Origin of the sequence: Pseudomonas sp. KCJK9016 (assembly GCF_046231795.1) — a bacterium.
Taxonomy (GTDB): domain Bacteria; phylum Pseudomonadota; class Gammaproteobacteria; order Pseudomonadales; family Pseudomonadaceae; genus Aquipseudomonas; species Aquipseudomonas bananamidigenes.
Map to the genome: position 1 here is coordinate 199,866 of NZ_JBJJMM010000010.1, position 22,706 is coordinate 222,571.

Genomic DNA, 22,706 nt, shown 5'->3' on the forward strand with positions numbered 1-22,706 from the left:
AACATCGGGCAATAAAAAGCCCCGCATTTTCGGCGGGGCTTTTGCTTTTTGCAGCCATTTCGGCCTCTCAGGCAATCAATGCCTGGCGAGTGCGGTCGATCACGGCCTGCAGCGGTTCAGCGCTGGAGTACTGATCCGGATACAGGCGCTCGCTGTGGCGGGCGATCCCGTGTTCATTGACCACGGTGAAGCTGAAGCAGCCCTTGCGAGCGGCCATGATCAGGCAGTTCATTGGAGCAAAAGCGTTGGTCAGGGTGCGAATGGCATCCTCGGTGTGGATTTGAGTAGACATAGTTATCAGGTGTTCCTACAAATGACACGGATAAGAACCGTGCAACGTTAAAACGTTCCAGTAACGCAGACCACCATGGGTCGAACGAAGAACCTGACTGGAACAAGGCAGCCAGATTGAAGCGCTGAAAAAGTTGGCGCGCTTGGGCTGGCAGGTAGGTACTTAGGAGGACAGGCAACACATCGAGGGCAGAGGTTCCGGGCCCGGGGTGAAGATCCTGATCAATTTGCAGGTTGGTTCGGTCAGAGTAACGAGTCCTTGCAACATCCTTTGATTCGTTCAAAGGCTGTGTCGTCGCAAGTGTTACCTGGAAACCATCGAGAGGTCGGGCCCGCTTCATCGGTGGAGGCCTCTCGACGAGAAGGCTGACCGCGGGTTTGTTCGACCGGAATTGACTTTCAGCTTGGTACTAACGGCGCGGATGGTAACGGAGCATATCGAAAAAGGCAAACCTGAATTTCAGAGTGAGCGCAAGCCATTTTCTTCAGGCGCTGGCGTTGCTCCGAATTGGTTCACTCTTTTACCGTTGGTCGACTCGCAGGATTGGCGAGGCAGGCGCGTCGCAGCGGCCATTCCTGCGCACGGATATTTAAACGACCCGAAAAAGCGCATCGATATAACCGCGTATCAGGTACTTGTGCACATTAGTTGCGCGGACGGTAACGCCACTGTCACATCATTCCTGACCTTGGTGACTGCCCGTATCGAAAGTTTAAGTCAATGAAAAACATCGCTTTTTTTTACTGGTGAAAAAATCGTCAGTTTGACTGCGAGCCCCATTCCACAAGGCTTTGCGACGTATCGGGAGGGGTTGTCCACTGAGTTATCCACAGCTTCTGTGGATTGTCCCTGGCGCTTGCTCTAGGACGGGCGTGCCGGGTTTTTTTCGACTTTACCTGTGCGAAAAAGAGAGTAGAGTGGCGCGCCTTCCGATTTGTCCCACAGTGCTTTATGAAGTTTCGCTCAGCTCCAGAATCTGTTACTTCCCGACCCCTGCCTGTTACTGCTCCCAAGCGATTTTCCGTACGCGTGGCCGAATGGCTGCTCGACAGCCCGCGCCTGAGCGACAGCCGGAACGCCAAACATCTTGCCGGTCGCCTGCTCAAGCAACCGGCCCGGGAGGGTGTGGTTGTGGCGCAAAGCCGCCTCGGTCAGTTGATGTGCCGTGAGTGCGGCAACGCCCGGGATCGCCGGATCGGTCAGGATCTGCTGCGTCAGGCTGCCCGTGCGGGTGACCGGCGTGCGCAGCAGGAACTCGGCCTGATCGAAGACTGAGCTGTCCAAGACCTGACGCCTTGGTTAACCTTCAGGCTTTATCGGATCGGCGGAGATGACTATGGCGATGGACTTGACCAGCATCTTGCTCGGGTTGGCAGGCGCGGCCTTGCCGCTGCTGGCACTGGCCTGGCAACTGCAACGCCGGGCCGGTCAGGGCGAATCGCAAGTCGCGTTGCTCGAAGAGCGACTGGCCATGGCGCAAATGGCACAGGACGGCCTCAACGCCCAGCTCGAAGCCTGTCGTGATGAAATCGCCGACCTCGGCCAGGCCAACGCCGCGAAACAGGCGGATCTTGCCGCCGTGCGCCGTGAGGTGGAGCTGTTGCAGATCGAGCGCGACGACGCCCGCGACGCGGCCCACGCCTGGAACCTCGAACGCGCCAACAAGGACGCCGAGCTGCGCCGTCTGGACGCGCGGGCGGCTTCGCTGACCGCCGAACTGCGTGAGCAGCAGGAAAGCCACCAACAGCGCCTGGATGACCTGCAAGGTTCCCGCGACGAATTGCGCGCCCAGTTTGCCGAACTGGCAGGCAAAATCTTCGACGAGCGTGAACAGCGCTTTGCCGAAACCAGCCAGCAGCGACTCGGGCAATTGCTCGATCCGTTGAAAGAACGTATCCAGTCTTTCGAAAAGCGCGTCGAGGAAAGTTATCAGGCTGAAGCCCGTGAGCGCTTCTCGCTGGCGAAGGAGCTGGAGCGACTGCAACAACTGAACCTGCGCCTGAGCGATGAAGCGACCAACCTGACCCGTGCCCTCAAAGGGCAGAAAACCCAGGGCAACTGGGGCGAACTGATTCTTGAACGGGTGCTGGAGCATGCCGGGCTGGAGAAAGGCCGCGAGTACCAGACCCAGGTCAATCTCAAAGGTCCGGACGGCGAGCGCTTCCAGCCGGACGTGATCATTTATTTGCCGGGCGACAAGCAGGTGGTGGTCGACTCCAAGGTCAGTCTCACGGCGTATCAGCAGTATGTCGCGGCCGACGACGATGCCATCGGCCAGATCGCCATGAAACAGCACGTGCTGTCGCTGCGCAGTCACGTCAAAGGTCTGGCCGGCAAGGACTACAAGCGTCTGGAAGGGCTGCACAGCCTCGATTTCGTCTTGCTGTTCGTGCCCATCGAAGCGGCGTTTTCTGCGGCGCTGCAGGCCGAACCGACGCTGTTCCAGGAAGCTTTCGACCGCAACATCGTGATTGTCAGCCCGACCACGCTGCTCGCCACTTTGCGGGTCATCGACAGTCTGTGGAAGCAGGAGCGCCAGAGTCAGAACGCCCGGGAAATCGCCGAGCGGGCCGGATGGCTGTACGACAAGTTCGTGCTGTTCATTCAGGATCTGGACGAAGTCGGCAATCGTCTGCAGCAACTGGACAAAGCCTACAGCGCAGCGCGAAACAAGCTGACAGAAGGGCGCGGCAATCTGGTCAGTCGCAGCGAGCAGCTCAAAATGCTCGGCGCACGAGCGAGCAAGAGCCTGCCGACGGATCTGCTGGAGCGCGCAATGACCGATGCCGACGGCCTGGTCGAACTGCCTGAATAAACCGCCTTTCTAAAGTGGCAGATAGCGACTCAGCAACGCCCGCAGCGCGGCCGGTTTCACCGGTTTGGCCAGATAATCCAGCCCTGCGGCGTGTACCAGCGCGACGGTTTCCGGGTGCCCGTCGGCGCTGATGACCACGCCGGGCACCGGCTCACCCAGGCGTGTGCGCAACCAGGCCATCAGGTCAGTGCCGGTTTCGCCGTGATCGAGGTGAAAATCCACCAGCGCCAGTTGCGGCCGCACGCCGTCGTCGAGCAGTGCCGCGCATTCCTCGCGGTTGCGCGCCGTCCACACCTGACAACCCCAGCGCGTGAGCAAGCTGTTCATGCCGATCAGAATGCTGTCTTCGTTGTCGATGCAGAGCACCTTTGCGCCGCTGTGCAGTTTGCCGTTGAGTTCGATCGTCGCACCTGGCTGTGCTGCCTGCATCCGCGCCAGCGGCACCCGCACACTGAACACACTGCCGCGTCCCGGCCATGAACGTACGCGCAGAGTGTGCCCGAGCACTCGGCACAAGCCGTCGGCGATTGCCAGGCCCAGTCCCAGACCTTTTTCGGCGCGGGTCTGATGACTGTCGAGGCGTTTGAATTCTTCGAAAATCACTTGCTGCTTGTCTTCCGGAATCCCTGGCCCGCGATCCCATACTTCCAGGCAAATCTCGCCCTGACGCCGACGCACGCCCAGCAGAACCGGGCCTTTGGCGTAGCGGAAGGCGTTGGTCAGGAAGTTCTGCAGGATCCGTCGCAGCAACTTGATGTCGCTGTCGATGCGCAAGTGACTGCCGCGCACCCGGAAAGTCAGGCCCTGTTCCTGGGCCAGCGCCGTGAATTCCGCCCCCAAAGTGTCGAACAACTCATTGACCGCGAACGGCTTGCGATCCGGGTTGATCTTGCCGTTTTCCAGGCGGGAAATGTCCAGCAGGTCGCTGATCAGGTCTTCGGCCGAGCGCAGTGAACTGTCCAGATGCTGTACCAGTTTCTGCGCTTCGCCGCTCAGCCCGTCTTCTTGATGGGAGAGGGCTGCGGAGAACAGCCGCGCGGCATTCAGCGGTTGCATCAAATCATGGCTGACAGCGGCCAGGAAGCGGGTTTTCGACTGGTTCGCCGCCTCGGCATTACCCTTGGCTTCGGTCAGCGCGACGTTGAGTTGCGACAGCTCCTGAGTCCGTTCGCTGACCCGTTGCTCCAGCCCTTCGTTGGCCTCGGTCAGTGCCTGTTCGGCTTCGCGGAACGCGGTGATGTCAGTGAAACTCATGACGAAACCGCCGCCGGGCATCGGGTTGCCGATCAGCTCGATCACCCGGCCGTTGGGGAACAGTCGCTCGGAGGTATGGGCGCGGCCCTGACGCATCCAGTGCAGGCGCCGGGCGACGTGGACTTCCGCCTCGCCGGGGCCGCACAAGCCGCGCTCGGCGTTGTAGCGAATGATGTCGGCAATGGGCCGGCCGACGCTGATCAAGCCGTCCGGATAATTGAACAACTCCAGATACCGGCGGTTCCAGGCCACCAGTTTCAGTGACTGGTCGACCACGCTGATGCCCTGGGTGATGTTCTCGATGGCGCCTTGCAGCAGGGCACGGTTGAACTGCAGCACTTCAGAGGCTTCGTCGGCGATCCGGACGACGTCCTCCAGCTGCATTTCCCGACCTTCGATCGCGGCTTTTACGACAGCTCGCGTCGAAGAGGCGCCGAGAACACCGGCCAGCAACCGTTCGGTGTGAGCGATCCATTCACCGTCGGCGTTCTGATTCGGGTTGAAGCCTTTGCCCTGACGGTAGGCGAAGCGGATGAAGCTCTGTCGCGCGCGTTCTTCACCGACAAACCGTGCCGCCAGTTGCAGCAGATCATCGATCTGCACCGCCAGCATCGAACGCGCACTGGGCCGCGCGCTGATTTCCTGACCGATGAAACGGCCCGCCTGCCAGTGTTCCGATACTCGCGTGCGCGACAGCACCGAGACCCAGGCGAACAGGGTGAAATTGCCGGCCAGTGACAACACCACGCCTTGGGTCAATGGGCTGATCGGCAGGTTCAGCGGATTGCTGTGCAACCAGGCCAGGCCGGGGAACGTGTCCAGTGACCAGCCGAGGCTGCGGGCGGCAATCGGCAGAATCAGCGTGTAGAACCAGAGAAAAGTGCCGGCGGCGAGGCCGGCGAACACACCGCGACGGTTGGCCTGTTTCCAGTACAGCGCGCCGAGCATGGCCGGTGCCAGCTGGGTCACGGCGGCGAAGGCGATCTGGCCGATGGTCGCCAGGCTCGCGGTGGAGCCCAGCAAGCGATAGCTGACATAAGCCAGCAACAGAATGACCACGATGCTGACCCGGCGCACCGAGAGCATCCACTGACGAAACACTTCGAACGGCCGCTCGGCATTATTGCGGCGCAACAGCCACGGCAGCAGCATGTCGTTGGACACCATGGTCGACAGCGCCACGCTCGCTACGATCACCATACCGGTGGCCGCCGAGGCGCCACCAATGAAGGCCAGCATCGCCAGCGCCGGGTGAGCCTGGGCCAGCGGCAGGCTGATGACGAAGGAGTCCGGGATGACGGAGCTGGGCAGCATCATCTGACCGGCCAGCGCGATCGGGACGACAAACAACGCCGCCAACGCGAGGTAAGCCGGAAACACCCACTTGGCCAGACGCAGATCCTGCGGGTCGATGTTTTCCACCACGGTGACGTGAAACTGCCGGGGCAGGCAGATGATCGCCATCATCGCCACGCCGGTCTGCACCACCATCGAGGGCCAGTTGATGGTTTCTTTCCAGTATTCCTCGAGGCGCGGGGCGAGCATCGCCTGATTGAACAGGTCGTCGAAGCCGTCAAACAGGCCGAAGGTGACGAAGGCACCGACGGCAAGGAATGCGAAGAGTTTCACCAGCGACTCGAAGGCAATCGCCAGCACCATGCCCCGGTGGTGCTCGGTGGCGTCGAGGTTGCGCGTACCGAAAACGATGGTGAACAGCGCCAGCACCAGCGACACGATCAGTGCCGTGTCCTGGGCGCGGGTGCCCATGGCATCTGCACCGGCACCGATCAACAGGTTTACACCCAGGACGATACCTTTGAGTTGCAAGGCGATATAAGGCAGGACGCCGACCAGGCAGATCAGCGCGACGACCACCGCCAGCGTTTGGGATTTGCCGTAGCGGGCGGCGATGAAGTCGGCGATGGAGGTGATGTTCTCCTGCTTGCTGATCATCACCATTTTCTGCAGGACCCACGGCGCGCCCAGCAACAGCAGGATCGGCCCCAGGTAGATCGGCAGGAATGACCACAGCTGTTCGGCCGCCTGACCGACCGCACCAAAGAACGTCCAGCTGGTGCAGTAGACCGCCAGCGACAGGCTGTACACCCAGGCACGCATACGCGGCGGCAACGGCGCGCTGCGGCGGTCGCCATAGAAGGCGATGGCGAACATGATGGCCATATAGGCCAGGGCGACGGCGGCGATCAGCCCGGTGGACAACGACATGGAGCACTCCCGACAAAATACGACCGGACTTGCGCCCGGTCAGACAGTCTCGCATGCGCGCGACGGTTAGTCAGTGTCGACCAAGGTCGCGGCGTGGCGGGGTGTCGCAGGCGCAGAACCGGACGGTTCTGCGCTGTCAGTCCTGATGCAGGGCGATGTCGATCAGTCGGTGCAGTTCTTCGACCTCCAGGGGGGCCGCCGCAAACAGGATCCGGAACACTACCGGAGCCACCACGCTGTTGATCAACCGGTCGACGCTGGGTGCCGTTTCGTCGGGATAGCGATCGATGATGGTCTGCAACTGCGCCCCGATGATTGCCACGCAATATCCCGGTGTGGCGCTCGCCTGTACGTCACGCATCATGTTGCGTCCCGGCTCGGAGCTCATTTCATCAAGATATTGTTCGGCCCAGGCCCGGATGTCGCTGCGCAGGCTGCCGGTTTGCGCGGGTTCGCTGTCCGGGCGCATGCGGGCGAGGGCAACGTCCGCCAGCAAGGTCGCCAGATCACCCCAGCGACGGTAAATGGTGGACGGGGTAACACCCGCCCGCGCCGCGATTTGCGGCACCGTGACGGTCGAACGCTCCTGTTCCTGCAGAAGTGCGCGGACTGCCGAATGAATCGACTCTTGTACCCGTGCGCTGCGGCCTCCGGGGCGTAAACCTTCTTTAATAGCCATGGGGCAGACCTTAACACAAAGAATTTGCTTTAAGCGCAAGCCGGGCGCACACTCCGCAAAAGCAAAAAAATAGCTTTTAAAGGAGTGCGCCCATGACCCGCCTTGCTTCCAACCGTTCCAGCCTGTGGTTTCTGGCGATTACCTTACTCAGTTTTCTCGCCGCTTCCACAGCGCCGACGCCTTTGTATCACCTGTATCAGGATCACCTGCATTTTTCCGCGGCGGTACTGACCCTGATTTTCGGCGTTTACGCACTGAGTCTGCTGGCCGCGCTGCTGACAGTCGGTTCCCTGTCGGACCACCTGGGACGCAAACCGGTGATTTTCACCGCGGTTGTCCTGAATGCCTTGGCGATGTTGCTGTTCATCCATGCCGACAGTGTCGGCTGGCTGATCGGGGCTCGGGTACTGCAAGGGTTTGCCACTGGCATGGCCACTGCCGTGTTGAGCGCTACGCTGCTGGACACTGACCGTCAACAGGGGCCGCTGATCAACAGCGTGGCGCCGTTGCTCGGCATGGCGCTGGGGTCAATGGGCTGCGGTTTGCTGGCGGAGTTTGCCCCTGCGCCATTGCAATCGACCTTTTGGGTATTGCTCGCGTTGTTCGTGGCTCAGGGCATCTATGTCTGGCGCTTGCCGGAAAGTGTCTCGCCGCAGGCCGGAGCGTGGGCCTCGCTGCGGCCGACCTTGCACGTACCGGTTCAGGCGCGCTCGACCCTGTGGCGAGTGCTGCCGTTGAACACCGCGACCTGGGCCCTCGGCGGCTTTTATGCCTCGCTGGCGCCATCGCTGGTGCGTACGGCGACCGGTTCCACTTCCAATCTGATCGGCGGTGCGACCGTGGCGGCCCTGACCGTGACCGGTGCGCTGATGATTTTCACCCTGCGCAATCGTCCTGCTTCGAGAGCCCTGCAGCTCGGCGCAAGCCTGTTGCCGGCGGGTGTCGTATTGATGCTGCTGGGCGTGCACAGCGCCAGTCTGTCGTTGTTTTTCTTCGGTACGCTGGTTGCCGGTTGTGGATTCGGCTCTGGATTTCTCGGAGCGGTGCGCAGCCTGGTGCCGCTGGCACTGCCCCATGAGCGGGCCGGGTTGATGTCGGCATTTTATGTGCTGAGCTATCTGGCGTTCTGCCTGCCCGCATTGTTGGCAGGGCACTTCACCCACAGCCTGGGCCTGCTGGCGACCACCGATGTGTATGGTGCGGTGCTGATCGTGCTGGCGGTCGGCGCGCTGCTGATGAGTTTTCGTGCGCAAGCGGCCAGGACTTGCAGCGCGCCATAGACCTGCGGATTCGGTTAGCCTTGGTCGGCCCATTTCTCTCACGGACCGAATCATGAAGATAATCCGCAGCAAATCCTTCACTGCCGAGCGTGCCTGGGGCGCGCTCGACATCGCCAACATGAACGGCATCACCACACGTCTGCACTGGACCGATCAGCCGTACAAATGGCATGTCAATGACGGCGAGGAGGTGTTTGTGGTACTCGATGGTCAGGTGCTCATGCACTACCGCGAAGGGGGCGAAGAAAAGCAGGTGCAACTCGATGTCGGAGACATCTTCTACGCGTCCGTCGGTACCGAACATGTTGCTCACCCGCAAGGCGTCGCGCGGATTCTGGTGATCGAAACCGAAGGTAGCGTTTGACTGCATATCTATTCTATGGATAACAGTTAGAGAAATTACCCGTTATATAGATATTCGATTCGGTTCTACCATGGGCTCAACCTCACCTGAGGACAGGAGTTCATGATGATTTGCCCCAACAGTGCCAAACCCGGCATCAAGCCTTTCACCCAGCTTCAGCACCCACGCGAAGTCATCCGTCAATTCACGCCGAACTGGTTCGCCGCGACCATGGGTACCGGCGTGCTGGCGTTGGCGCTGGCGCAACTGCCCATCGCCATCCCGGGGCTGCGCGCCGTTGCCGAAGGTCTGTGGATGTTCAACATTTTGTTGTTCGCGCTGTTTACCGCTGCCTACGCTGCGCGCTGGATGCTGTTTTTCGACGAGGCGCGGCGGATTTTCGGCCATTCCACGGTTTCGATGTTCTTCGGCACCATTCCCATGGGCCTGGCGACCATCATCAACGGTTTTCTGCTGTTCGGCCTACCGCGCTGGGGCGAAGGTGTGATTCATCTGGCCGAAGTGCTGTGGTGGCTGGATGTGGCGATGTCTCTGGCTTGCGGGGTGCTGATTCCCTACATGATGTTTACCCGTCAGGAGCACAGCATCGATCAGATGACCGCCGTCTGGCTGTTGCCGGTGGTGGCGGCGGAAGTGGCGGCGGCCAGCGGCGGACTGCTCGCGCCGCACCTGGCTGACGCGCACTCGCATTTGGTGGTGCTGACGACCAGTTACGTGCTCTGGGCGTTTTCCTTACCCGTGGCGTTCAGCATTCTGACCATCCTGCTGTTGCGCATGGCGCTGCACAAATTGCCTCATGAAAGCATGGCCGCTTCCAGCTGGCTTGCTTTGGGGCCTATCGGTACCGGTGCCCTGGGGATGTTGCTGCTGGGCGGCGATGCGCCGACGATCTTCGCGGCCAACGGCCTGCCCGGCATGGGTGAAATTGCCTCGGGTCTGGGCCTGGTGGCCGGGATCACGCTCTGGGGCTTCGGTCTGTGGTGGATGTTGATGGCGCTGCTGATCACCGTGCGCTACCTGCGTGACGGCATCCCGTTCAACCTCGGCTGGTGGGGATTTACCTTCCCGTTGGGCGTGTATTCGCTGGCGACCCTGAAACTGGGCAGCATTTTGAACCTGACGTTTTTCAGCGTGGCCGGCTGTGTGCTGGTGACGATGTTGGCAGCGATGTGGCTGATCGTCGGCAAGCGCACCCTGCAAGGCGCCTGGCGTGGCGAGCTGTTCGTCTCACCGTGCATTGCAGGTTTGAAGAAATAACCTGAAAAGTTTAGGTAAGGTGTGGCCTGGATCGCGGATCGACATTCCAATAAGCGTATCCAGGCCACTCGCTACCCAACATCAGGGACACACGGAAGATGAGTCACCCCTCACAGTTCAACCTGCTGCGTACCCGGCGCTTCCTGCCGTTCTTCATCACTCAGTCGCTGGGCGCGTTCAACGACAACGTGTTCAAGCAGTCGCTGATCCTCGCCATTCTCTACCGGCTGACCATCGAAGGTGACCGCTCGATCTGGGTCAATCTGTGTGCGCTGCTGTTCATTCTGCCGTTTTTCCTGTTCTCGGCGCTGGCCGGGCAGTTCGGGGAAAAATTCGCCAAGGATGCGCTGATCCGTCTGATCAAACTTGCAGAAATCGCCATCATGGCTGTGGGATCCGTGGGCTTTTTGTTCGATCACCTGTCGCTGATGCTGGTGGCACTGTTCGCCATGGGCACGCACTCGGCGTTGTTCGGTCCGGTGAAGTACTCGATCCTGCCGCAAGCATTGCATGAGGATGAACTGGTCGGCGGCAACGGTCTTGTGGAAATGGGCACGTTCCTGGCGATCCTGGCCGGCACCATCGGCGCCGGGATCATCATGTCTTCGTCACACTATGCGCCGCTGGTGTCCTGCGCGATTGTCGGCATCGCAGTACTGGGTTACCTCGCCAGCCGCAGCATTCCCCGGGCGGCGGCCGCTTCGCCGGAAATGCGCCTGAACTGGAATATTTTCAGCCAGTCCTGGGCCACGCTGAAACTCGGGCTGGGCCAGACGCCGGCGGTGTCGCGCTCGATTGTCGGCAACTCGTGGTTCTGGTTTGTCGGAGCGATCTATCTGACGCAGATTCCGGCTTATGCCAAGGAATGGATGCACGGCGACGAAACCGTGGTCACCCTGATCCTCACCGTGTTTTCGGTCGGCATTGCCGTGGGTTCGATGCTTTGCGAGAAGCTGTCCGGGCGCAAGGTCGAAATCGGTCTGGTGCCGTTCGGCTCATTCGGCCTGACGGTTTTCGGATTGCTGCTGTGGTGGCATTCCGGCGGAATTCCGGAGAGCGCCGTTGGCCACAGCTGGACTGAAATTCTGGGCTTTGGCCACGCCTGGGCCGTGCTGGTCGATATCCTTGGCCTGGGCATCTTTGGCGGTTTTTACATCGTGCCGCTGTATGCGCTGATCCAGTCGCGCACTCCCGAGAACGAGCGGGCGCGGGTAATTGCGGCCAACAACATTCTCAACGCGCTGTTCATGGTGATTTCGGCCATCGTCTCCATCGTGTTGCTGAGCATGGTCAAACTGTCGATTCCGCAATTGTTCCTGGTGGTGTCGTTGCTCAACATCGGCGTCAACGCCTACATCTTCAAGATCGTTCCCGAGTTCAGCATGCGCTTCATGATCTGGCTGCTCAGCCATTCCATGTACCGCGTCGAGCATCGCAACCTTGAAGCGATTCCCGATGAGGGCGCGGCGTTGCTGGTGTGCAACCACGTATCGTTCGTCGATGCCTTGTTGATTAGCGGCGCGGTGCGTCGGCCGATTCGCTTTGTCATGTACTACAAGATCTACAACCTGCCGGTTCTGAACTTCATCTTCCGCACGGCGGGGGCCATTCCGATTGCCGGACGCCAGGAAGACATCCAGGTCTACGAAAAAGCCTTCACCCGTATCGCCCGGTATCTGAAGGACGGTGAACTGGTGTGCATCTTCCCCGAAGGCAAGTTGACCGCCGACGGCGAGATCAACGAGTTCAAGGGCGGGCTGACGCGGATTCTCGAGGAGACACCGGTGCCGGTGATTCCGCTGGCGTTGCAGGGTTTATGGGGGAGCTTCTTCAGCCGCGATCCGAATAAGGGGTTGTTTCACCGCTTGTGGTCGCGAGTGACGCTGGTGGCGGGTTCGCCGGTCGCCGTTGAAGCGGCGCAACCTGCGGAGTTACAAGCGTTGGTCGGGGAGTTGCGCGGGACTGTCAGGTAGTAGTTTAGAAAGCCGCCATCCCCGAAGGATGGCGGCAACGGCTCAGGCGCTGACCTTGAGCCCGATCAATCCGGTGATGATCAGTGCAACGCTGGCCAGCCGAATCAATGCCATCGACTCACCGAACAGAATGATCCCGGCAATCACTGTGCCCACGGCACCGACGCCAGTCCAGATCGCGTAAGCCGTGCCCAGCGGCAGTTCCTTCATCGCCAGACCCAACAGACCAAGGCTGACCGCCATGGCGGCAACGGTGAGAACGGTCGGAAGTGGACGGCTGAAGCCATCGGTGTATTTCAGGCCGACGGCCCAGCCGACTTCGAACAGACCGGCGAAAAACAGAATGATCCAGGACATGAAAGACCTCCATCGATTGACGGGGCCGTCCCCGGATTGAAACTCGATTGAGCCGCAGGGTCGTCCCCGCGTGGCGCACATGGTACCTAAAAATGTGCGCCGGAGACCCGGTCAGTCTGCAGGCTGCCGAGCCAGAGCCTCACGATCTTCCTTCTCGCTCATGCGTCGGAACCAGGTCGAAAGCAGCGCCCCGGAAATGTTGTGCCACACACTGAACAGCGCGCTCGGCACCGCCGCCAAAGGCGAAAAGTGCGCACTGGCGAGCGCGGCCCCCAGTCCCGAATTCTGCATGCCGACTTCCAGTGCCAGAGACTTGCGCTGAGCCAGAGGCAAACCGAACAGGCGTCCGGTGAAGTAGCCCAGCAAGTAGCCAAAGCTGTTGTGCAGCATCACCACAGCCATGATCAGCAGTCCGGATTCGGCGATTTTCGCCTGACTGGCAGCAACCACGGCGGCGACGATGATCACGATGCTGACCACGGACACCAGCGGCAAAACCTCCACCGCGTGACGAACCCTGTCACCGAGCAAGCGTTGCGCGACGACGCCGAGCACAATTGGCAGCAGCACCACTTGCAGAATCGACCAGAACAATTCCATGAACGAAACCGGCAGCCAGGCCGAGGCCAGCAGCCAGATCAGCGCCGGTGTCAGCAACGGGGCGAGGAGGGTGGTAACGGCGGCGATGGCCACCGACAGCGCCAGATCGCCCCGGGCCAGCCAGGTCATGACGTTTGAGGAAGTGCCGCTCGGGCAGCAACCGACCAGGATCACCCCGACGGCGATTTCCGGCGGCAGGTGAAAGACCTGGCACAGCAACCATGCCATGCCCGGCATGATCACGAAATGTGCGACCACGCCCAGGGCCACACGCCATGGATGGCGGGCAACGGCGGCGAAATCGTCGAGTTTGAGGGTCAGGCCCATGCCGAACATCACCAGCCCGAGCAGTGGCACGATCGCGCCTTTGAGGTCGAGGAACCACGCCGGTTGCAGAAACGCGACCACGGCGAAAATCAGAACCCAGTAAGCGAAGGTGTTGCCGACAAAACGACTCAGTGCAGCCAGTGCGCGCATGGTCTGTTCCTTATTATGTGAAAACGCCACCGAAGCGGTGGCGTTTGAAGATAACTCAAAGACTGCGCAGAGGCTTAGATCCCCTGCGGCGTCTCTTCACCGCCCAGTGCTTCAACCAGCGCCGGCAGGAAATCACCGAAGGTCAGCATCATCAGGGTGAAGCTGGCATCCAGTTGGCCGAGGGCTTCGTCGCCGCCGTCCTGTTCCGCCTGATCCTGCAGCAGGTCTTCGAACTTCAGGCGTTTGACGGTCATCTTGTCGTCGAGCATGAACGACAGTTTGTCCTGCCAGGCCAGCGACAGTTGAGTCACCACTTTGCCAGTGCTCAGGTGCAGCTGGATTTCTTCGCTGGTCAGGTCCTGACGCTTGCAACGCACGATGCCACCATCTTCGTGAGTGTCGCGCAGTTCGCACTCGTCCAGTACGAAGAAGTCCGGAGCGGCTTGCTGGGTGGTGACCCATTCGGTCATCACGGCGGTCGGCGCGGTTTTCACGGTCAGCGGACGAACCGGCAGGGTGCCGATCACTTCGCGCAGTGTGGAGAGCAGGTCTTCGGCGCGTTTCGGGCTGGCCGAGTTGACCAGGATCAGGCCCTGTTTCGGCGCGATGGCAGCGAAAGTCGACGAGCGACGAATAAAGGCGCGCGGCAGGAACGCCTGGATGATTTCATCCTTGATCTGATCGCGTTCCTTCTTATAGACCTTGCGCATCTGCTCGGCTTCGATCTCTTCGACTTTCTCCTTCACCGCGTCACGCACGACGCTGCCCGGCAGGATGCGTTCTTCCTTGCGGGCCGCGACCAAGAGGAAGTCACCGCTGACGTGCACCAATGGCGCATCTTCGCCCTTGCCGAACGGAGCGACGAAACCGTAGGTGGTCAACTCCTGGCTTGCACATGGACGCGCCAGTTTGGTGGCCAGTGCAGTTTCCAGCGCCTCGGCATCGACAGGCAGGTCTTGGGTCAGGCGATAGATAAGCAGGTTCTTGAACCACATGGGGTGAGTCTCTCCTTTATACAAAGGGGGGCATTATTGTCTTCGCCGCCCCATAGGCCAACCCTTCTCTAAGCCTTTGGAAGGCCTGAGAAAATTATTTAAAAAAGTGCTTGCCAGAGGTTGGGTCGCTCCGTAGAATGCGCGCCACACCGAAGCGAAGGGTGATTAGCTCAGCTGGGAGAGCGTCTGCCTTACAAGCAGAATGTCGGCGGTTCGATCCCGTCATCACCCACCATTCGTTTCAAGTGTTTAGCGCAGCGGTAGTTCAGTCGGTTAGAATACCGGCCTGTCACGCCGGGGGTCGCGGGTTCGAGTCCCGTCCGCTGCGCCATATTCGGTCACCTGGAACACTGAACGCCAGGTCACCACGGAAGAACCCGCCAAGGCGGGTTTTTTTCTGCCTCGAGTTGTACAGGCGGAATGTGTCGTTTCACCGGTTTTCGGATTTATTTGAAAAAATTTCAATTAAATCAACACTTTACGAAAACTTGTGGCATAATACGTCCCGTAACGAAGCGAAGGGTGATTAGCTCAGCTGGGAGAGCGTCTGCCTTACAAGCAGAATGTCGGCGGTTCGATCCCGTCATCACCCACCATTCGTTTCAAGCGTTTCGCGCAGCGGTAGTTCAGTCGGTTAGAATACCGGCCTGTCACGCCGGGGGTCGCGGGTTCGAGTCCCGTCCGCTGCGCCATATTCGGTAACTTGGAACACTGAACGCCAGGTCACCACGGAAAGCCCGCCAAGTGCGGGCTTTTTGCTGTCTGGCGATTGGCTTTTTGCTCGTCCGGGCATGAAAAAAGCGACCTGCGGGTCGCTTTTTTCGTTTCTGCGGTTTGTTACTGGCTGGCGTTGCGGCTGTGCCGGTAATCACTCACCGCTTCATACACCGCCTTGCGCAGGCGGTTGATTCCACCAATCGGGCGATGAGCCTCGATACCGAACCAGGGATTGAACGACAGGTTGTCGCATTGCAGGTTCAGCGCCGGTGTGTCGAAGTCCTGCGGGGGCAGGGTGATTCTGGCTACGGTCTGGAACGGACTGTCCTGTTCACGCCACTCAATGCTGGTGTCTTCGATCGGCATGTACTTGTTCGCGTCCTGACGCTGGATCTGCAACACAAAACACGCGGGTACCCGATCCGTGGACAGCTGCTGATTCAGCGCACTGCGCAGGAAATTCGGCAGATCCTGGTTTTGCTTCGGCAGCGTGTAGGTCGGGCAGTTGTCCGGATCCGGCATAACCCGAAATTTTGCATTGGCCTCACCGAACTTGTAGGGCGATACCGAGAAGTAGGTCGTACGCGTCGGGCTCTCTGGCGGTGGCGAAAGCGTTGCCAGCGCAATGAACAAATGTCTGATCTGCCAGTTTCGCGGATCCCAGCCCGGAAAGAATGCCATGACCTTCTTGCCGTCAGCCTGCGCCGCCACATTCTGACGATATTCAGCGACATCGCTGACAAAGAAATTCGGATGGCTGAACATCACGAAATCCTGCTCATGCAGGCCCTGACGGTCACCCAGCAACTGTTTGCCCGGCACATCGAGCAATTTGATCGCCATGCCCCGGGCATCGCGGATGCTGTCGAACTGCGGGTAGGCATTGCCGTTGGACAGACGCATTGTCGCCTGCCAGATCTTGCCCGGCTCGCTGAAAACGCCGCGCCGCAGATCCTGAGCCAGATCCGGCAGCACTTGCACGTCCGCCCTCACACAACCGTGGGCTTTGGCATGGGCGTCGCGCAGAAAACGCGTGCTTTCCCGGTGCTGATCGACAATTCGCACAGCGGTCTGGATCACGTCCTGCGTCATGGCCGCTTCGCCTTCCGGAATCTGCTCCAATGCCGATACCGGTCCCCGGTGCTGCCAGGCAAACCAGGCAGCCGCCAAAGCCCAGCCAATCAGGCCGGCCACCAACAAAAACAGCAGGGTTTTACCCAGCAACCGACCCAGCCACAACCAGAACCGAGCCAGCAGCGATGGCTTCTTGAACGAATTGAAGATCATGGCAGTTGTGCCTCCAGCGGGCCGCCCAGCACTTTCAGATATTCCAGCAGCGCCCAGCGCTCCTCAGGCTGCAACAATCGTCCGATGACCCCGTTACCACGCTCGCCGGCGCGGAATTCATGGCCACTGTTGTGGTTGCCGGTGATGCGCGTGTCGAATAGGAAAGCGTTGGTAAAGGCTTCGGTGCGATAACCCAGATGCCGAGGGTCGTATTCCAGAGTGCCTTTATAGAACGTGGTGGAGCGTTCATCCTGCGGCGACAGCAGTTGATACAGACTTGGCACCGAGCCGTTGTGCAGGAAGGGCGGGGTGGCCCACACACCGGCGAGCGGACGCGCCTTGTAGGCGACTTTTTCGCGGACGCCGATTGGCAGGCCGAATCCGTCGAGTTTTGGTTTTTCCTGCGCTGTGACGCCCGCTTCACGATAAGCGCGGTTTTCAACGAATGCTGTGACGTAAGCCAGGCCCTTGGCCACGGATAACTGGCTGAGATCGAGCGGTTCTTTGGGCGTGGGATGCAGTTTCACGTCCATTTTCTCCAGCTCTGTCGGATTCCATTGCAGCGCTGTCAGGTCGAAACGGTGATTGGCGATGTTGTTGGCTGCGTTCGGATCGGTGCCGATGACATCGACGGGTAGCATGGTCAGGTGCTTGACCCAGCGTTCGCCTTCTTGCGTAACTCGCGGAACATGGCAACCGGCGCAGTTTTCGGTAAACAGTGCGCGCCCTTTGGCGGCCAGTGGTTTATCGACTGCACCAAGCACCTCTTCCGGCCAGGCGGGCGGCTGGAGTGTTTGCAGGGTTTCTTCGATCTTGTGCAGATCGCGCACGCGTACGCTTGACGCATAACGTTCATCACCCTGCAGCGGCTGGCCATTGGCATCGAAGAAATTCAGGGTGGCGCCAACCCCCAGCGCCTCGCCGATATTGCGAGCCATCGGTTGCTGCGCCGAACCGTTCCACTGGACCCAGTCGAACGTCCACATGTCCCATAATTGCGGGTAATCCACCGGGGCATTGGCCACACGGTAATTGTTTGGGGAAATCGCGTCTCCGAAGGTTGCATTGGCGATACGTCCGAAGGCATCGGTGCGCCCGGGGCCTTCCTCGGTGGGATAGAGTCCGCGATGAGTGTCGTTCCATGCCACCTTGAGGAAGGTGTTCAGTGAGCTTTTGAAGTCTTTGCGCAGTTGTTCGTGGCGCGCGTCATAGTCGTTGCCCAATACGTTTCGGGCGAAGCGTTCGAATTTCCAGGGGTTGTAGTAAGTAGAAGCCAGACTGGCGACCAATGCCTGACCGAAACTGCCTCCACGCAATGTAGGAACGCTGGAAGGCAGCACATGTTGAGCCGAGCCCCCATCAATGCGCACGGCCTGACCCTTAAAGTGCAATTCGCCGGTGTGACAGGCCGCGCAAGTGATGTCCAGATAGTGTTCGGTGCTGCCCGGGTTCTGATGTCGGGTAAAGCCCACCGGCAGATTCCCGGGGTTGTCCGATGTCGCTTTCTGCTGCGGGTCGATCAGGAAGCCGAAGCGCGCAAGATAGTCGGGGGACGCGAAGCGTTGCTGCGAAAAAGGTAGTTCCAGGGCCTGAAACCATTCATAACGCAGGCCTTTGACCTGAGTGCCTTGCGGCGTGAAGTAATAGGTCTGACGCTGTTGGTCGCTCCATTGCTGGAGGTAATGCACCTGTTTTACAGGCGCGGGGAAAGGCAACTTCGGATTGGCGACATAGTAGAGAACCACCGCCAGGAGCAGTCCCAGCAGTATCGCAATCAGCGTCAGCACACGGAATAAGAAGCGCAAGATGAACATCCTTGTCGAGTTTTTGCGCTGTTTATGCCTGAGCCGGCCATGTGGGGCAAGTGGCCATTACTGCAGGTGTTGTGGGAAGTGTCATCGGTTACTGTCGGCTCAAGATGACAGAAGCTTCATCCTGCCTTTGCCAAAATGCTTTTTAATCCCTGAACTTATCGGAAGATTCCTGCTCTCATGCCGGTAGCCATTGGTCGTGGCGGCCTGATAAGCTCGCGGCTTTACTCGATTGCCCTTTCGGCGCATGAACAAGGAAATAGCATGAAACAGCATCGGTTGGCGGCGGCGGTTGCCCTGGTTAGCCTGGTACTCGCGGGTTGTGACTCGCAGACCAGCGTGGAGCTGAAAACCCCGGCGCAAAAAGCTTCCTACGGTATCGGCCTGAACATGGGCAAGAGCCTTGCTCAGGAAGGCATGGATGATCTGGACTCCAAAGCGGTAGCCCAGGGCATCGAAGATGCCGTCGGCAAGAAAGAACAGAAGCTGAAAGATGAAGAGCTGGTCGAAGCCTTCGCCGCACTGCAAAAGCGTGCCGAAGAGCGTATGGCCAAGATGAGCGAAGAGTCGGCAGCCGCCGGCAAGAAATTCCTCGAAGAAAACGGCAAGAAAGCCGGCGTGATCACCACCGCTTCCGGCCTGCAGTACGAAGTGGTCAAGAAAGCCGACGGCCCGCAGCCCAAGCCTACCGACGTAGTGACCGTTCACTACACTGGTAAGCTGACCAACGGCACCGTATTCGACAGCTCCGTCGAGCGCGGCAGCCCGATCGATCTGCCGGTCAGCGGTGTGATTCCGGGATGGGTCGAAGGTCTGCAACTGATGCACGTTGGCGAGAAGTACAAACTGTACATCCCTAGCGACCTGGCTTACGGCGCTCAATCGCCAAGCCCGGCCATCCCGGCAAACTCGGTTCTGGTCTTCGACCTTGAACTGTTGGGCATCAAAGACCCGGCCAAAGAAGACGCCGCTGCCAAGTAATTGGCCCAGGTTTCTCCGACAACGCCTCGCTAATGCGGGGCGTTGTTGCATCTGGTCGACGCCCGGCGTAAACAGAGCGAACCGACAGGCACCCTGACAGTCCTAGATTGTGTAGCTGCCCGCGCTAGACGCCCTGAGCCGCCAAGTCAATGAAATATTGGGCTTTTTTATGTGAGTAAAAAACGCCCGATCTGAGCGCAGCCCTTGTGGAGCGGGGCTCTCAGCGTTGAAATGCAGCTCTGTTCACAAGGTTATCCACAATTTGTGTGGATAACATTTCAACGGGAGAAATAGATGAAAGCTCCATGGAATTTCGCCCGGTTCCTGCCGCTGGCCGGTCGACTCCTGGCCCGAGGCCGTTTGCCGACGCTGTTGTTCGCCGTGGCCAGCAAAGGCGCTGCCCAAGGCAATCGGCTTGGCAAATTGAAAGAGGACCTGCGTCTGCTTCAGGCGTTATGTCTGGCGTACTGGCGTGGTGAGTATCGTGCGATCAGTCCCAAAGCCATTGTTTCGGTGGTGGCGGGGTTGATGTATTTCCTTAGCCCGGTGGATGCGATTCCGGATTTCATTCCTGTTTTCGGCATGCTCGATGACATTGCCGTCCTCGCCTGGCTGATGAAAACCCTCGACGACGAGCTCAGTGCTTTCCGTTTGTGGCGTCAGCGGCAGACACCGGAAAAGCTCAGGGTTGTCGAGCGTTTGCCCGACACACCCGAGCAACTTCAGCTTCAGGGCCCGAAAAAGTCCTGAATCGCGACAGCCTCTTATACAGATAGATACCCCCCCGCGACCTTGGCCGCTGTTAGGATTACACTTCTAGGGAAATGTGCCGACTCGCTAAGTGTTGTTGTCCTACGGGGTAGTCATGGATATTCAGATCATTGCACGCGATGGCGAGCCCGAGTATGCGGTTCTGCCATGGGCTCAGTATCAGGCTCTACTGAAAGCGGCGGGCATCAACGAAGCACCGTCGCAAGCGGCTCCAGCGCCGCTTGCGGCCACACCGGACCCGATTCTTCCAGGTCTGGATCAGTTACGCAGTTTGCGCGAAGGGAAGGGCATCGCCATCGAGGCGCTGGCCCGCACGGTAGGCATCAGCCCGTCTTACCTGGCCATGATCGAAAGCGGAGAGCGTCTGCCCGACGCTGCGATTCGCCGCAGCCTGGCCTGGGAGTTGACGGTGCCAGGGTGGAGGGAACAATCGTGAGCGTACGCATCAGTCGTCAACATTGGGACGGATTGCTGGGGGAGCTGGACCAGGCGCGCAGGCAGCGCCATCTTCTGACTTATCGGGCCTTGCTCGAACGTCTGCAACTGCCCACACCGGCGATGCAGACCCTGACTGCGGCGCTGGAGCATCTCGCCGCGCTGGATGCGAAAGCCGAGCAGCCTTTGCGCAGTTCGCTGGTGATCAGCCAGGGCGCCAGTCGCCTGCCACGCACCGGTTTCTTTGAATGTGTCGAACGCCTGGGGCGTTTTTCCGGGCCGTCCGATGGTGTTGCCGCCGCTTCCTGGCATGCCTCGGAAGTGGTACGGGTGTTTGAGTACGAGTACCCGGAATCGGCGGAGGCCTGAGTGTTTTTACGACTCAAGGCGCGGGCTGGTTATTGGCTGGCCCGCAGGCTGTTTCACTGGTCGTGGTTTGTCCGTCAGCCCCGAGGCTGGCGCTGGCTCGAAGGACAGTTTGCGCGTATGGCCAACCTGGGCGATGTCGGCGCGCAAAGCTTTTACGGGCACATCCTGACATTTCGTGGAGTCGGGCTCGGGGCGCGTGAGGAGGGCATCCGGTTGCTGCGCCTGGCGGCGCTGGCGGGGGATGGCAAAGCGGCGTATCAGGTCGGTGTCATCAGTCTGGCGGGTACACCTCGTAAAGCGCCTGATCCTTTGGAAGCAGCTCGCTGGTGGACCATGGCCGCCAAGGCCGGGCATCCGTTGGCCGAGTTGAAGTTGAAAGAGCTGGCCGCCGGGGCATCTTCTCGGTAAGCCATGTGTTCCGTGAGCGGGGCGTGAGGGAGACCTCCCGCCCCGTTTTTGCGTCTGCCATTCGACAAAAATCAATTACAGACTTCTCCTACAGTCGTCGCCTACTCGCCTGACTTCTTTTCTGATTGATCCCCCGCAAAGTCCTTCGCCTGATTTCTGCGCGAGGGAACGCCTATGTTCGACCCGGTTTTTCATTTCGTCTTGTGCATGGAAATGCGCTGATGGAAGCCATCTCCCGCATCGAGCAAGCACTCGACAGCTTTCCCCGCACCCTCGATCTCTATCGCGAACAGCTCAGGCACTGGTTCAGCCGCTCGACCGACAGCATCAGCCATGCGGCCGATCTGCCGTCGTTGATGGGCATGGAGCGGATCATACGCTTCGGCGAACACACCACGGCGGTCGCCCTTGAAGACAAACGTTTCTCTTCGGCTGTCGTGCAATGCTCGAAAAGCGGGCCGATGGAGATCGAGAGCAAGTTCGAGTCGGTGTATGACATTCCCTTGGGCGACATCGTTGTCGATGTGGTCGAGGTGGAGGGGGAAGGTCAAGTCCGTCACGCTCGATGCTCAGGGCAAGGGGCTGTTCACCGGCGAGGCGGGCAAGTTCTACCGGGTGGTGGTGCACGGCGCGGCCAGCGAGAAGCAGATCGATGCACTTTTCGAGTCCTACGATGGCCTGACCCGACAGCTGGATGGCTGGTTGCGCAGCGAGTGGCAGGGCTTCAGGTCGCAGTGGTCACAGTCGGTGGCGACGGCGGCGGGTAATGGCCTGCTGGCCGGGAGCTGGGCGGCGATCGAGGGCGTATGGGACAGCATCGGGTTGCTGTCGGAGATTCTCAAGGATCCCCTCGCGTTTGCTGATCGGCTGGGCGACAGCGCGACGGCGCTGGCCGGGTTCGCGGAGTCGATGCCGGAGAAAATGGAGCAGCTCCAACTGCTCGTCAGTGACGAGGCAGTGCTCTGTCTGTTGCTGCGCACGGCCAGCCTGTGGCTCGAAATGTTGCCACCCAGCGAGATCGCAGGGAAAACCGCCGAAGCGGTATCGATGGTCGTGGTGCAATTGCTGATCGATGTATTGATCGGCGTTGTATTGACCTTCGTCGGCGCCGGGACAGGAATTGCGTATCTGACCTTGCGCCTGGTCGATCACGGCGCTCAGCTGTTGTCGGCGGTGACGCGTCTGGTGAAGGCGTTGTTCGGCATTGTCGGTGCCGTCATCGACTACGTGAACCAATACAAGTCTGTTGCTGCGCGAAGCATCGCGGCCGGGGTGAAGAAGGGCCGCATGCAATTGCGTTGGGATGCCCGGCGCAACGCTTCACTGAAAAAAGACGAGCGCCACGACGACACGCCTGA

19 protein-coding genes, 4 tRNA genes and 1 pseudogene are annotated in these 22,706 nt (G+C 59.8%); 16 read left to right on the top strand and 8 right to left on the bottom strand.

Features of this window, described 5'->3' with window-relative positions; all coding sequences use genetic code 11:
* Positions 1–67 precede the first annotated feature (67 nt).
* Positions 68–292 (bottom strand): hypothetical protein, encoded by a 225-nt coding sequence (locus ACK6BI_RS12625; RefSeq protein ID WP_409317298.1) that lies wholly within the window; start codon positions 290–292, stop codon positions 68–70.
* 951 nt (positions 293–1,243) lie between these two features.
* Here ACK6BI_RS12625 and ACK6BI_RS12630 point away from each other — a divergent pair.
* Together ACK6BI_RS12630 and rmuC are read left to right on the top strand one after the other, a co-directional pair.
* Positions 1,244–1,567, top strand: coding sequence for a sel1 repeat family protein (locus ACK6BI_RS12630; RefSeq protein WP_409317299.1), 324 nt, complete (start codon positions 1,244–1,246; stop codon positions 1,565–1,567).
* Positions 1,568–1,742: 175 nt separating this feature from the next.
* The gene (rmuC, locus tag ACK6BI_RS12635) at positions 1,743–3,107 is read left to right on the top strand and encodes a DNA recombination protein RmuC (protein WP_409317318.1); all 1,365 of its coding nucleotides are present in this window, start codon (positions 1,743–1,745) and stop codon (positions 3,105–3,107) included.
* A gap of 9 nt (positions 3,108–3,116) precedes the next feature.
* On the opposite strand, the gene ACK6BI_RS12640 is transcribed toward rmuC, so the two are convergent.
* Together ACK6BI_RS12640 and ACK6BI_RS12645 are read right to left on the bottom strand one after the other, a co-directional pair.
* Entirely contained in the window at positions 3,117–6,587 is a 3,471-nt protein-coding gene (locus ACK6BI_RS12640) for a NahK/ErcS family hybrid sensor histidine kinase/response regulator (protein ID WP_409317300.1), read from the bottom strand.
* A gap of 136 nt (positions 6,588–6,723) precedes the next feature.
* Positions 6,724–7,266, bottom strand: a complete 543-nt coding sequence (locus ACK6BI_RS12645; protein ID WP_409317301.1) for a TetR/AcrR family transcriptional regulator — start codon at positions 7,264–7,266, stop codon at positions 6,724–6,726.
* Positions 7,267–7,358: 92 nt separating this feature from the next.
* Between ACK6BI_RS12645 and ACK6BI_RS12650 the strand changes: the two genes are divergently transcribed.
* The 4 genes from ACK6BI_RS12650 (at position 7,359) to ACK6BI_RS12665 (ending at position 12,140) form a co-directional block, all read left to right on the top strand.
* Positions 7,359–8,546, top strand: a complete 1,188-nt coding sequence (locus ACK6BI_RS12650) for an MFS transporter (protein WP_409317302.1) — start codon at positions 7,359–7,361, stop codon at positions 8,544–8,546.
* Between the two features lie 52 nt (positions 8,547–8,598).
* Positions 8,599–8,910 (top strand): cupin domain-containing protein, encoded by a 312-nt coding sequence (locus tag ACK6BI_RS12655; RefSeq protein WP_409317303.1) that lies wholly within the window; start codon positions 8,599–8,601, stop codon positions 8,908–8,910.
* Between the two features lie 105 nt (positions 8,911–9,015).
* Positions 9,016–10,167 carry a TDT family transporter gene (locus ACK6BI_RS12660; protein WP_409317319.1) on the top strand — a complete coding sequence of 384 codons (1,152 nt, stop codon included), beginning with the start codon at positions 9,016–9,018 and terminating at the stop codon, positions 10,165–10,167.
* A gap of 98 nt (positions 10,168–10,265) precedes the next feature.
* Complete coding sequence (locus tag ACK6BI_RS12665) at positions 10,266–12,140, top strand: MFS transporter (protein WP_409317304.1); 1,875 nt, start codon at positions 10,266–10,268, stop codon at positions 12,138–12,140.
* A 42-nt stretch (positions 12,141–12,182) separates the two neighbouring features.
* On the opposite strand, the gene sugE is transcribed toward ACK6BI_RS12665, so the two are convergent.
* From sugE to rdgC, 3 genes are all read right to left on the bottom strand, one after another.
* A complete protein-coding gene (sugE, locus tag ACK6BI_RS12670) occupies positions 12,183–12,497 on the bottom strand; it encodes a quaternary ammonium compound efflux SMR transporter SugE (protein ID WP_085732315.1) in 315 nt (104 codons plus the stop codon).
* A 111-nt stretch (positions 12,498–12,608) separates the two neighbouring features.
* The gene (locus ACK6BI_RS12675; RefSeq protein WP_409317305.1) at positions 12,609–13,574 is read right to left on the bottom strand and encodes a bile acid:sodium symporter family protein; all 966 of its coding nucleotides are present in this window, start codon (positions 13,572–13,574) and stop codon (positions 12,609–12,611) included.
* A 74-nt stretch (positions 13,575–13,648) separates the two neighbouring features.
* Positions 13,649–14,569 carry a recombination-associated protein RdgC gene (gene rdgC, locus ACK6BI_RS12680; protein WP_409317306.1) on the bottom strand — a complete coding sequence of 307 codons (921 nt, stop codon included), beginning with the start codon at positions 14,567–14,569 and terminating at the stop codon, positions 13,649–13,651.
* A 159-nt stretch (positions 14,570–14,728) separates the two neighbouring features.
* Here rdgC and ACK6BI_RS12685 point away from each other — a divergent pair.
* The 4 genes from ACK6BI_RS12685 to ACK6BI_RS12700 all read left to right on the top strand — a co-directional run bounded on the left by ACK6BI_RS12685 (position 14,729) and on the right by ACK6BI_RS12700 (position 15,261).
* Positions 14,729–14,804, top strand: a tRNA-Val gene (locus ACK6BI_RS12685).
* Positions 14,805–14,823: 19 nt separating this feature from the next.
* A tRNA-Asp gene (locus ACK6BI_RS12690) sits at positions 14,824–14,900 on the top strand.
* Between the two features lie 189 nt (positions 14,901–15,089).
* Positions 15,090–15,165: transfer RNA gene (locus tag ACK6BI_RS12695), tRNA-Val, on the top strand.
* Between the two features lie 19 nt (positions 15,166–15,184).
* Positions 15,185–15,261 (top strand) — tRNA-Asp (locus ACK6BI_RS12700).
* A 145-nt stretch (positions 15,262–15,406) separates the two neighbouring features.
* Here the strand turns inward: ACK6BI_RS12700 and ACK6BI_RS12705 are convergent.
* Both ACK6BI_RS12705 and ACK6BI_RS12710 read right to left on the bottom strand, forming a co-directional pair.
* A complete protein-coding gene (locus tag ACK6BI_RS12705; protein ID WP_409317307.1) occupies positions 15,407–16,573 on the bottom strand; it encodes a catalase family protein in 1,167 nt (388 codons plus the stop codon).
* Positions 16,570–18,378 (bottom strand): di-heme-cytochrome C peroxidase, encoded by a 1,809-nt coding sequence (locus ACK6BI_RS12710; protein WP_409317308.1) that lies wholly within the window; start codon positions 18,376–18,378, stop codon positions 16,570–16,572. Before ACK6BI_RS12710 ends, ACK6BI_RS12705 begins: the two co-directional genes overlap by 4 nt.
* Positions 18,379–18,648: 270 nt before the next feature.
* On the opposite strand from ACK6BI_RS12710, the gene ACK6BI_RS12715 reads away from it, so the two are divergent.
* The 6 genes and pseudogenes from ACK6BI_RS12715 to ACK6BI_RS12740 all read left to right on the top strand — a co-directional run.
* The gene (locus tag ACK6BI_RS12715; RefSeq protein WP_260522784.1) at positions 18,649–19,365 is read left to right on the top strand and encodes an FKBP-type peptidyl-prolyl cis-trans isomerase; all 717 of its coding nucleotides are present in this window, start codon (positions 18,649–18,651) and stop codon (positions 19,363–19,365) included.
* A 294-nt stretch (positions 19,366–19,659) separates the two neighbouring features.
* Positions 19,660–20,115, top strand: a complete 456-nt coding sequence (locus ACK6BI_RS12720) for a YkvA family protein (protein WP_409317309.1) — start codon at positions 19,660–19,662, stop codon at positions 20,113–20,115.
* A gap of 115 nt (positions 20,116–20,230) precedes the next feature.
* Positions 20,231–20,572 carry a multiprotein-bridging factor 1 family protein gene (locus tag ACK6BI_RS12725; protein WP_409317310.1) on the top strand — a complete coding sequence of 114 codons (342 nt, stop codon included), beginning with the start codon at positions 20,231–20,233 and terminating at the stop codon, positions 20,570–20,572.
* Positions 20,569–20,940: a hypothetical protein gene (locus ACK6BI_RS12730; RefSeq protein ID WP_003223109.1), complete on the top strand. Its 372-nt coding sequence runs from the start codon at positions 20,569–20,571 to the stop codon at positions 20,938–20,940. The genes ACK6BI_RS12725 and ACK6BI_RS12730 overlap by 4 nt, the downstream gene beginning before the upstream one ends.
* Positions 20,941–21,348 (top strand): sel1 repeat family protein, encoded by a 408-nt coding sequence (locus tag ACK6BI_RS12735; protein WP_409317311.1) that lies wholly within the window; start codon positions 20,941–20,943, stop codon positions 21,346–21,348. It abuts the gene before it with no gap.
* 221 nt (positions 21,349–21,569) lie between these two features.
* Positions 21,570–22,706, top strand: a pseudogene (locus tag ACK6BI_RS12740) (type IV secretion protein Rhs); the annotation flags it as partial.

What these genes read in the sequence shown, in the direction of transcription:
- ACK6BI_RS12625 (WP_409317298.1), bottom strand. Translation starts at nt 292, where the DNA reads ATGTCTACTCAAATCCACACCGAGGATGCCATTCGCACCCTGACCAAC.
- ACK6BI_RS12630 (WP_409317299.1), top strand. Translation starts at nt 1,244, where the DNA reads ATGAAGTTTCGCTCAGCTCCAGAATCTGTTACTTCCCGACCCCTGCCT.
- ACK6BI_RS12640 (WP_409317300.1), bottom strand. Translation starts at nt 6,587, where the DNA reads ATGTCGTTGTCCACCGGGCTGATCGCCGCCGTCGCCCTGGCCTATATG.
- ACK6BI_RS12645 (WP_409317301.1), bottom strand. Translation starts at nt 7,266, where the DNA reads ATGGCTATTAAAGAAGGTTTACGCCCCGGAGGCCGCAGCGCACGGGTA.
- ACK6BI_RS12650 (WP_409317302.1), top strand. Translation starts at nt 7,359, where the DNA reads ATGACCCGCCTTGCTTCCAACCGTTCCAGCCTGTGGTTTCTGGCGATT.
- ACK6BI_RS12655 (WP_409317303.1), top strand. Translation starts at nt 8,599, where the DNA reads ATGAAGATAATCCGCAGCAAATCCTTCACTGCCGAGCGTGCCTGGGGC.
- ACK6BI_RS12660 (WP_409317319.1), top strand. Translation starts at nt 9,016, where the DNA reads ATGATTTGCCCCAACAGTGCCAAACCCGGCATCAAGCCTTTCACCCAG.
- ACK6BI_RS12665 (WP_409317304.1), top strand. Translation starts at nt 10,266, where the DNA reads ATGAGTCACCCCTCACAGTTCAACCTGCTGCGTACCCGGCGCTTCCTG.
- sugE (WP_085732315.1), bottom strand. Translation starts at nt 12,497, where the DNA reads ATGTCCTGGATCATTCTGTTTTTCGCCGGTCTGTTCGAAGTCGGCTGG.
- ACK6BI_RS12675 (WP_409317305.1), bottom strand. Translation starts at nt 13,574, where the DNA reads ATGCGCGCACTGGCTGCACTGAGTCGTTTTGTCGGCAACACCTTCGCT.
- rdgC (WP_409317306.1), bottom strand. Translation starts at nt 14,569, where the DNA reads ATGTGGTTCAAGAACCTGCTTATCTATCGCCTGACCCAAGACCTGCCT.
- ACK6BI_RS12705 (WP_409317307.1), bottom strand. Translation starts at nt 16,573, where the DNA reads ATGATCTTCAATTCGTTCAAGAAGCCATCGCTGCTGGCTCGGTTCTGG.
- ACK6BI_RS12715 (WP_260522784.1), top strand. Translation starts at nt 18,649, where the DNA reads ATGAAACAGCATCGGTTGGCGGCGGCGGTTGCCCTGGTTAGCCTGGTA.
- ACK6BI_RS12720 (WP_409317309.1), top strand. Translation starts at nt 19,660, where the DNA reads ATGAAAGCTCCATGGAATTTCGCCCGGTTCCTGCCGCTGGCCGGTCGA.
- ACK6BI_RS12725 (WP_409317310.1), top strand. Translation starts at nt 20,231, where the DNA reads ATGGATATTCAGATCATTGCACGCGATGGCGAGCCCGAGTATGCGGTT.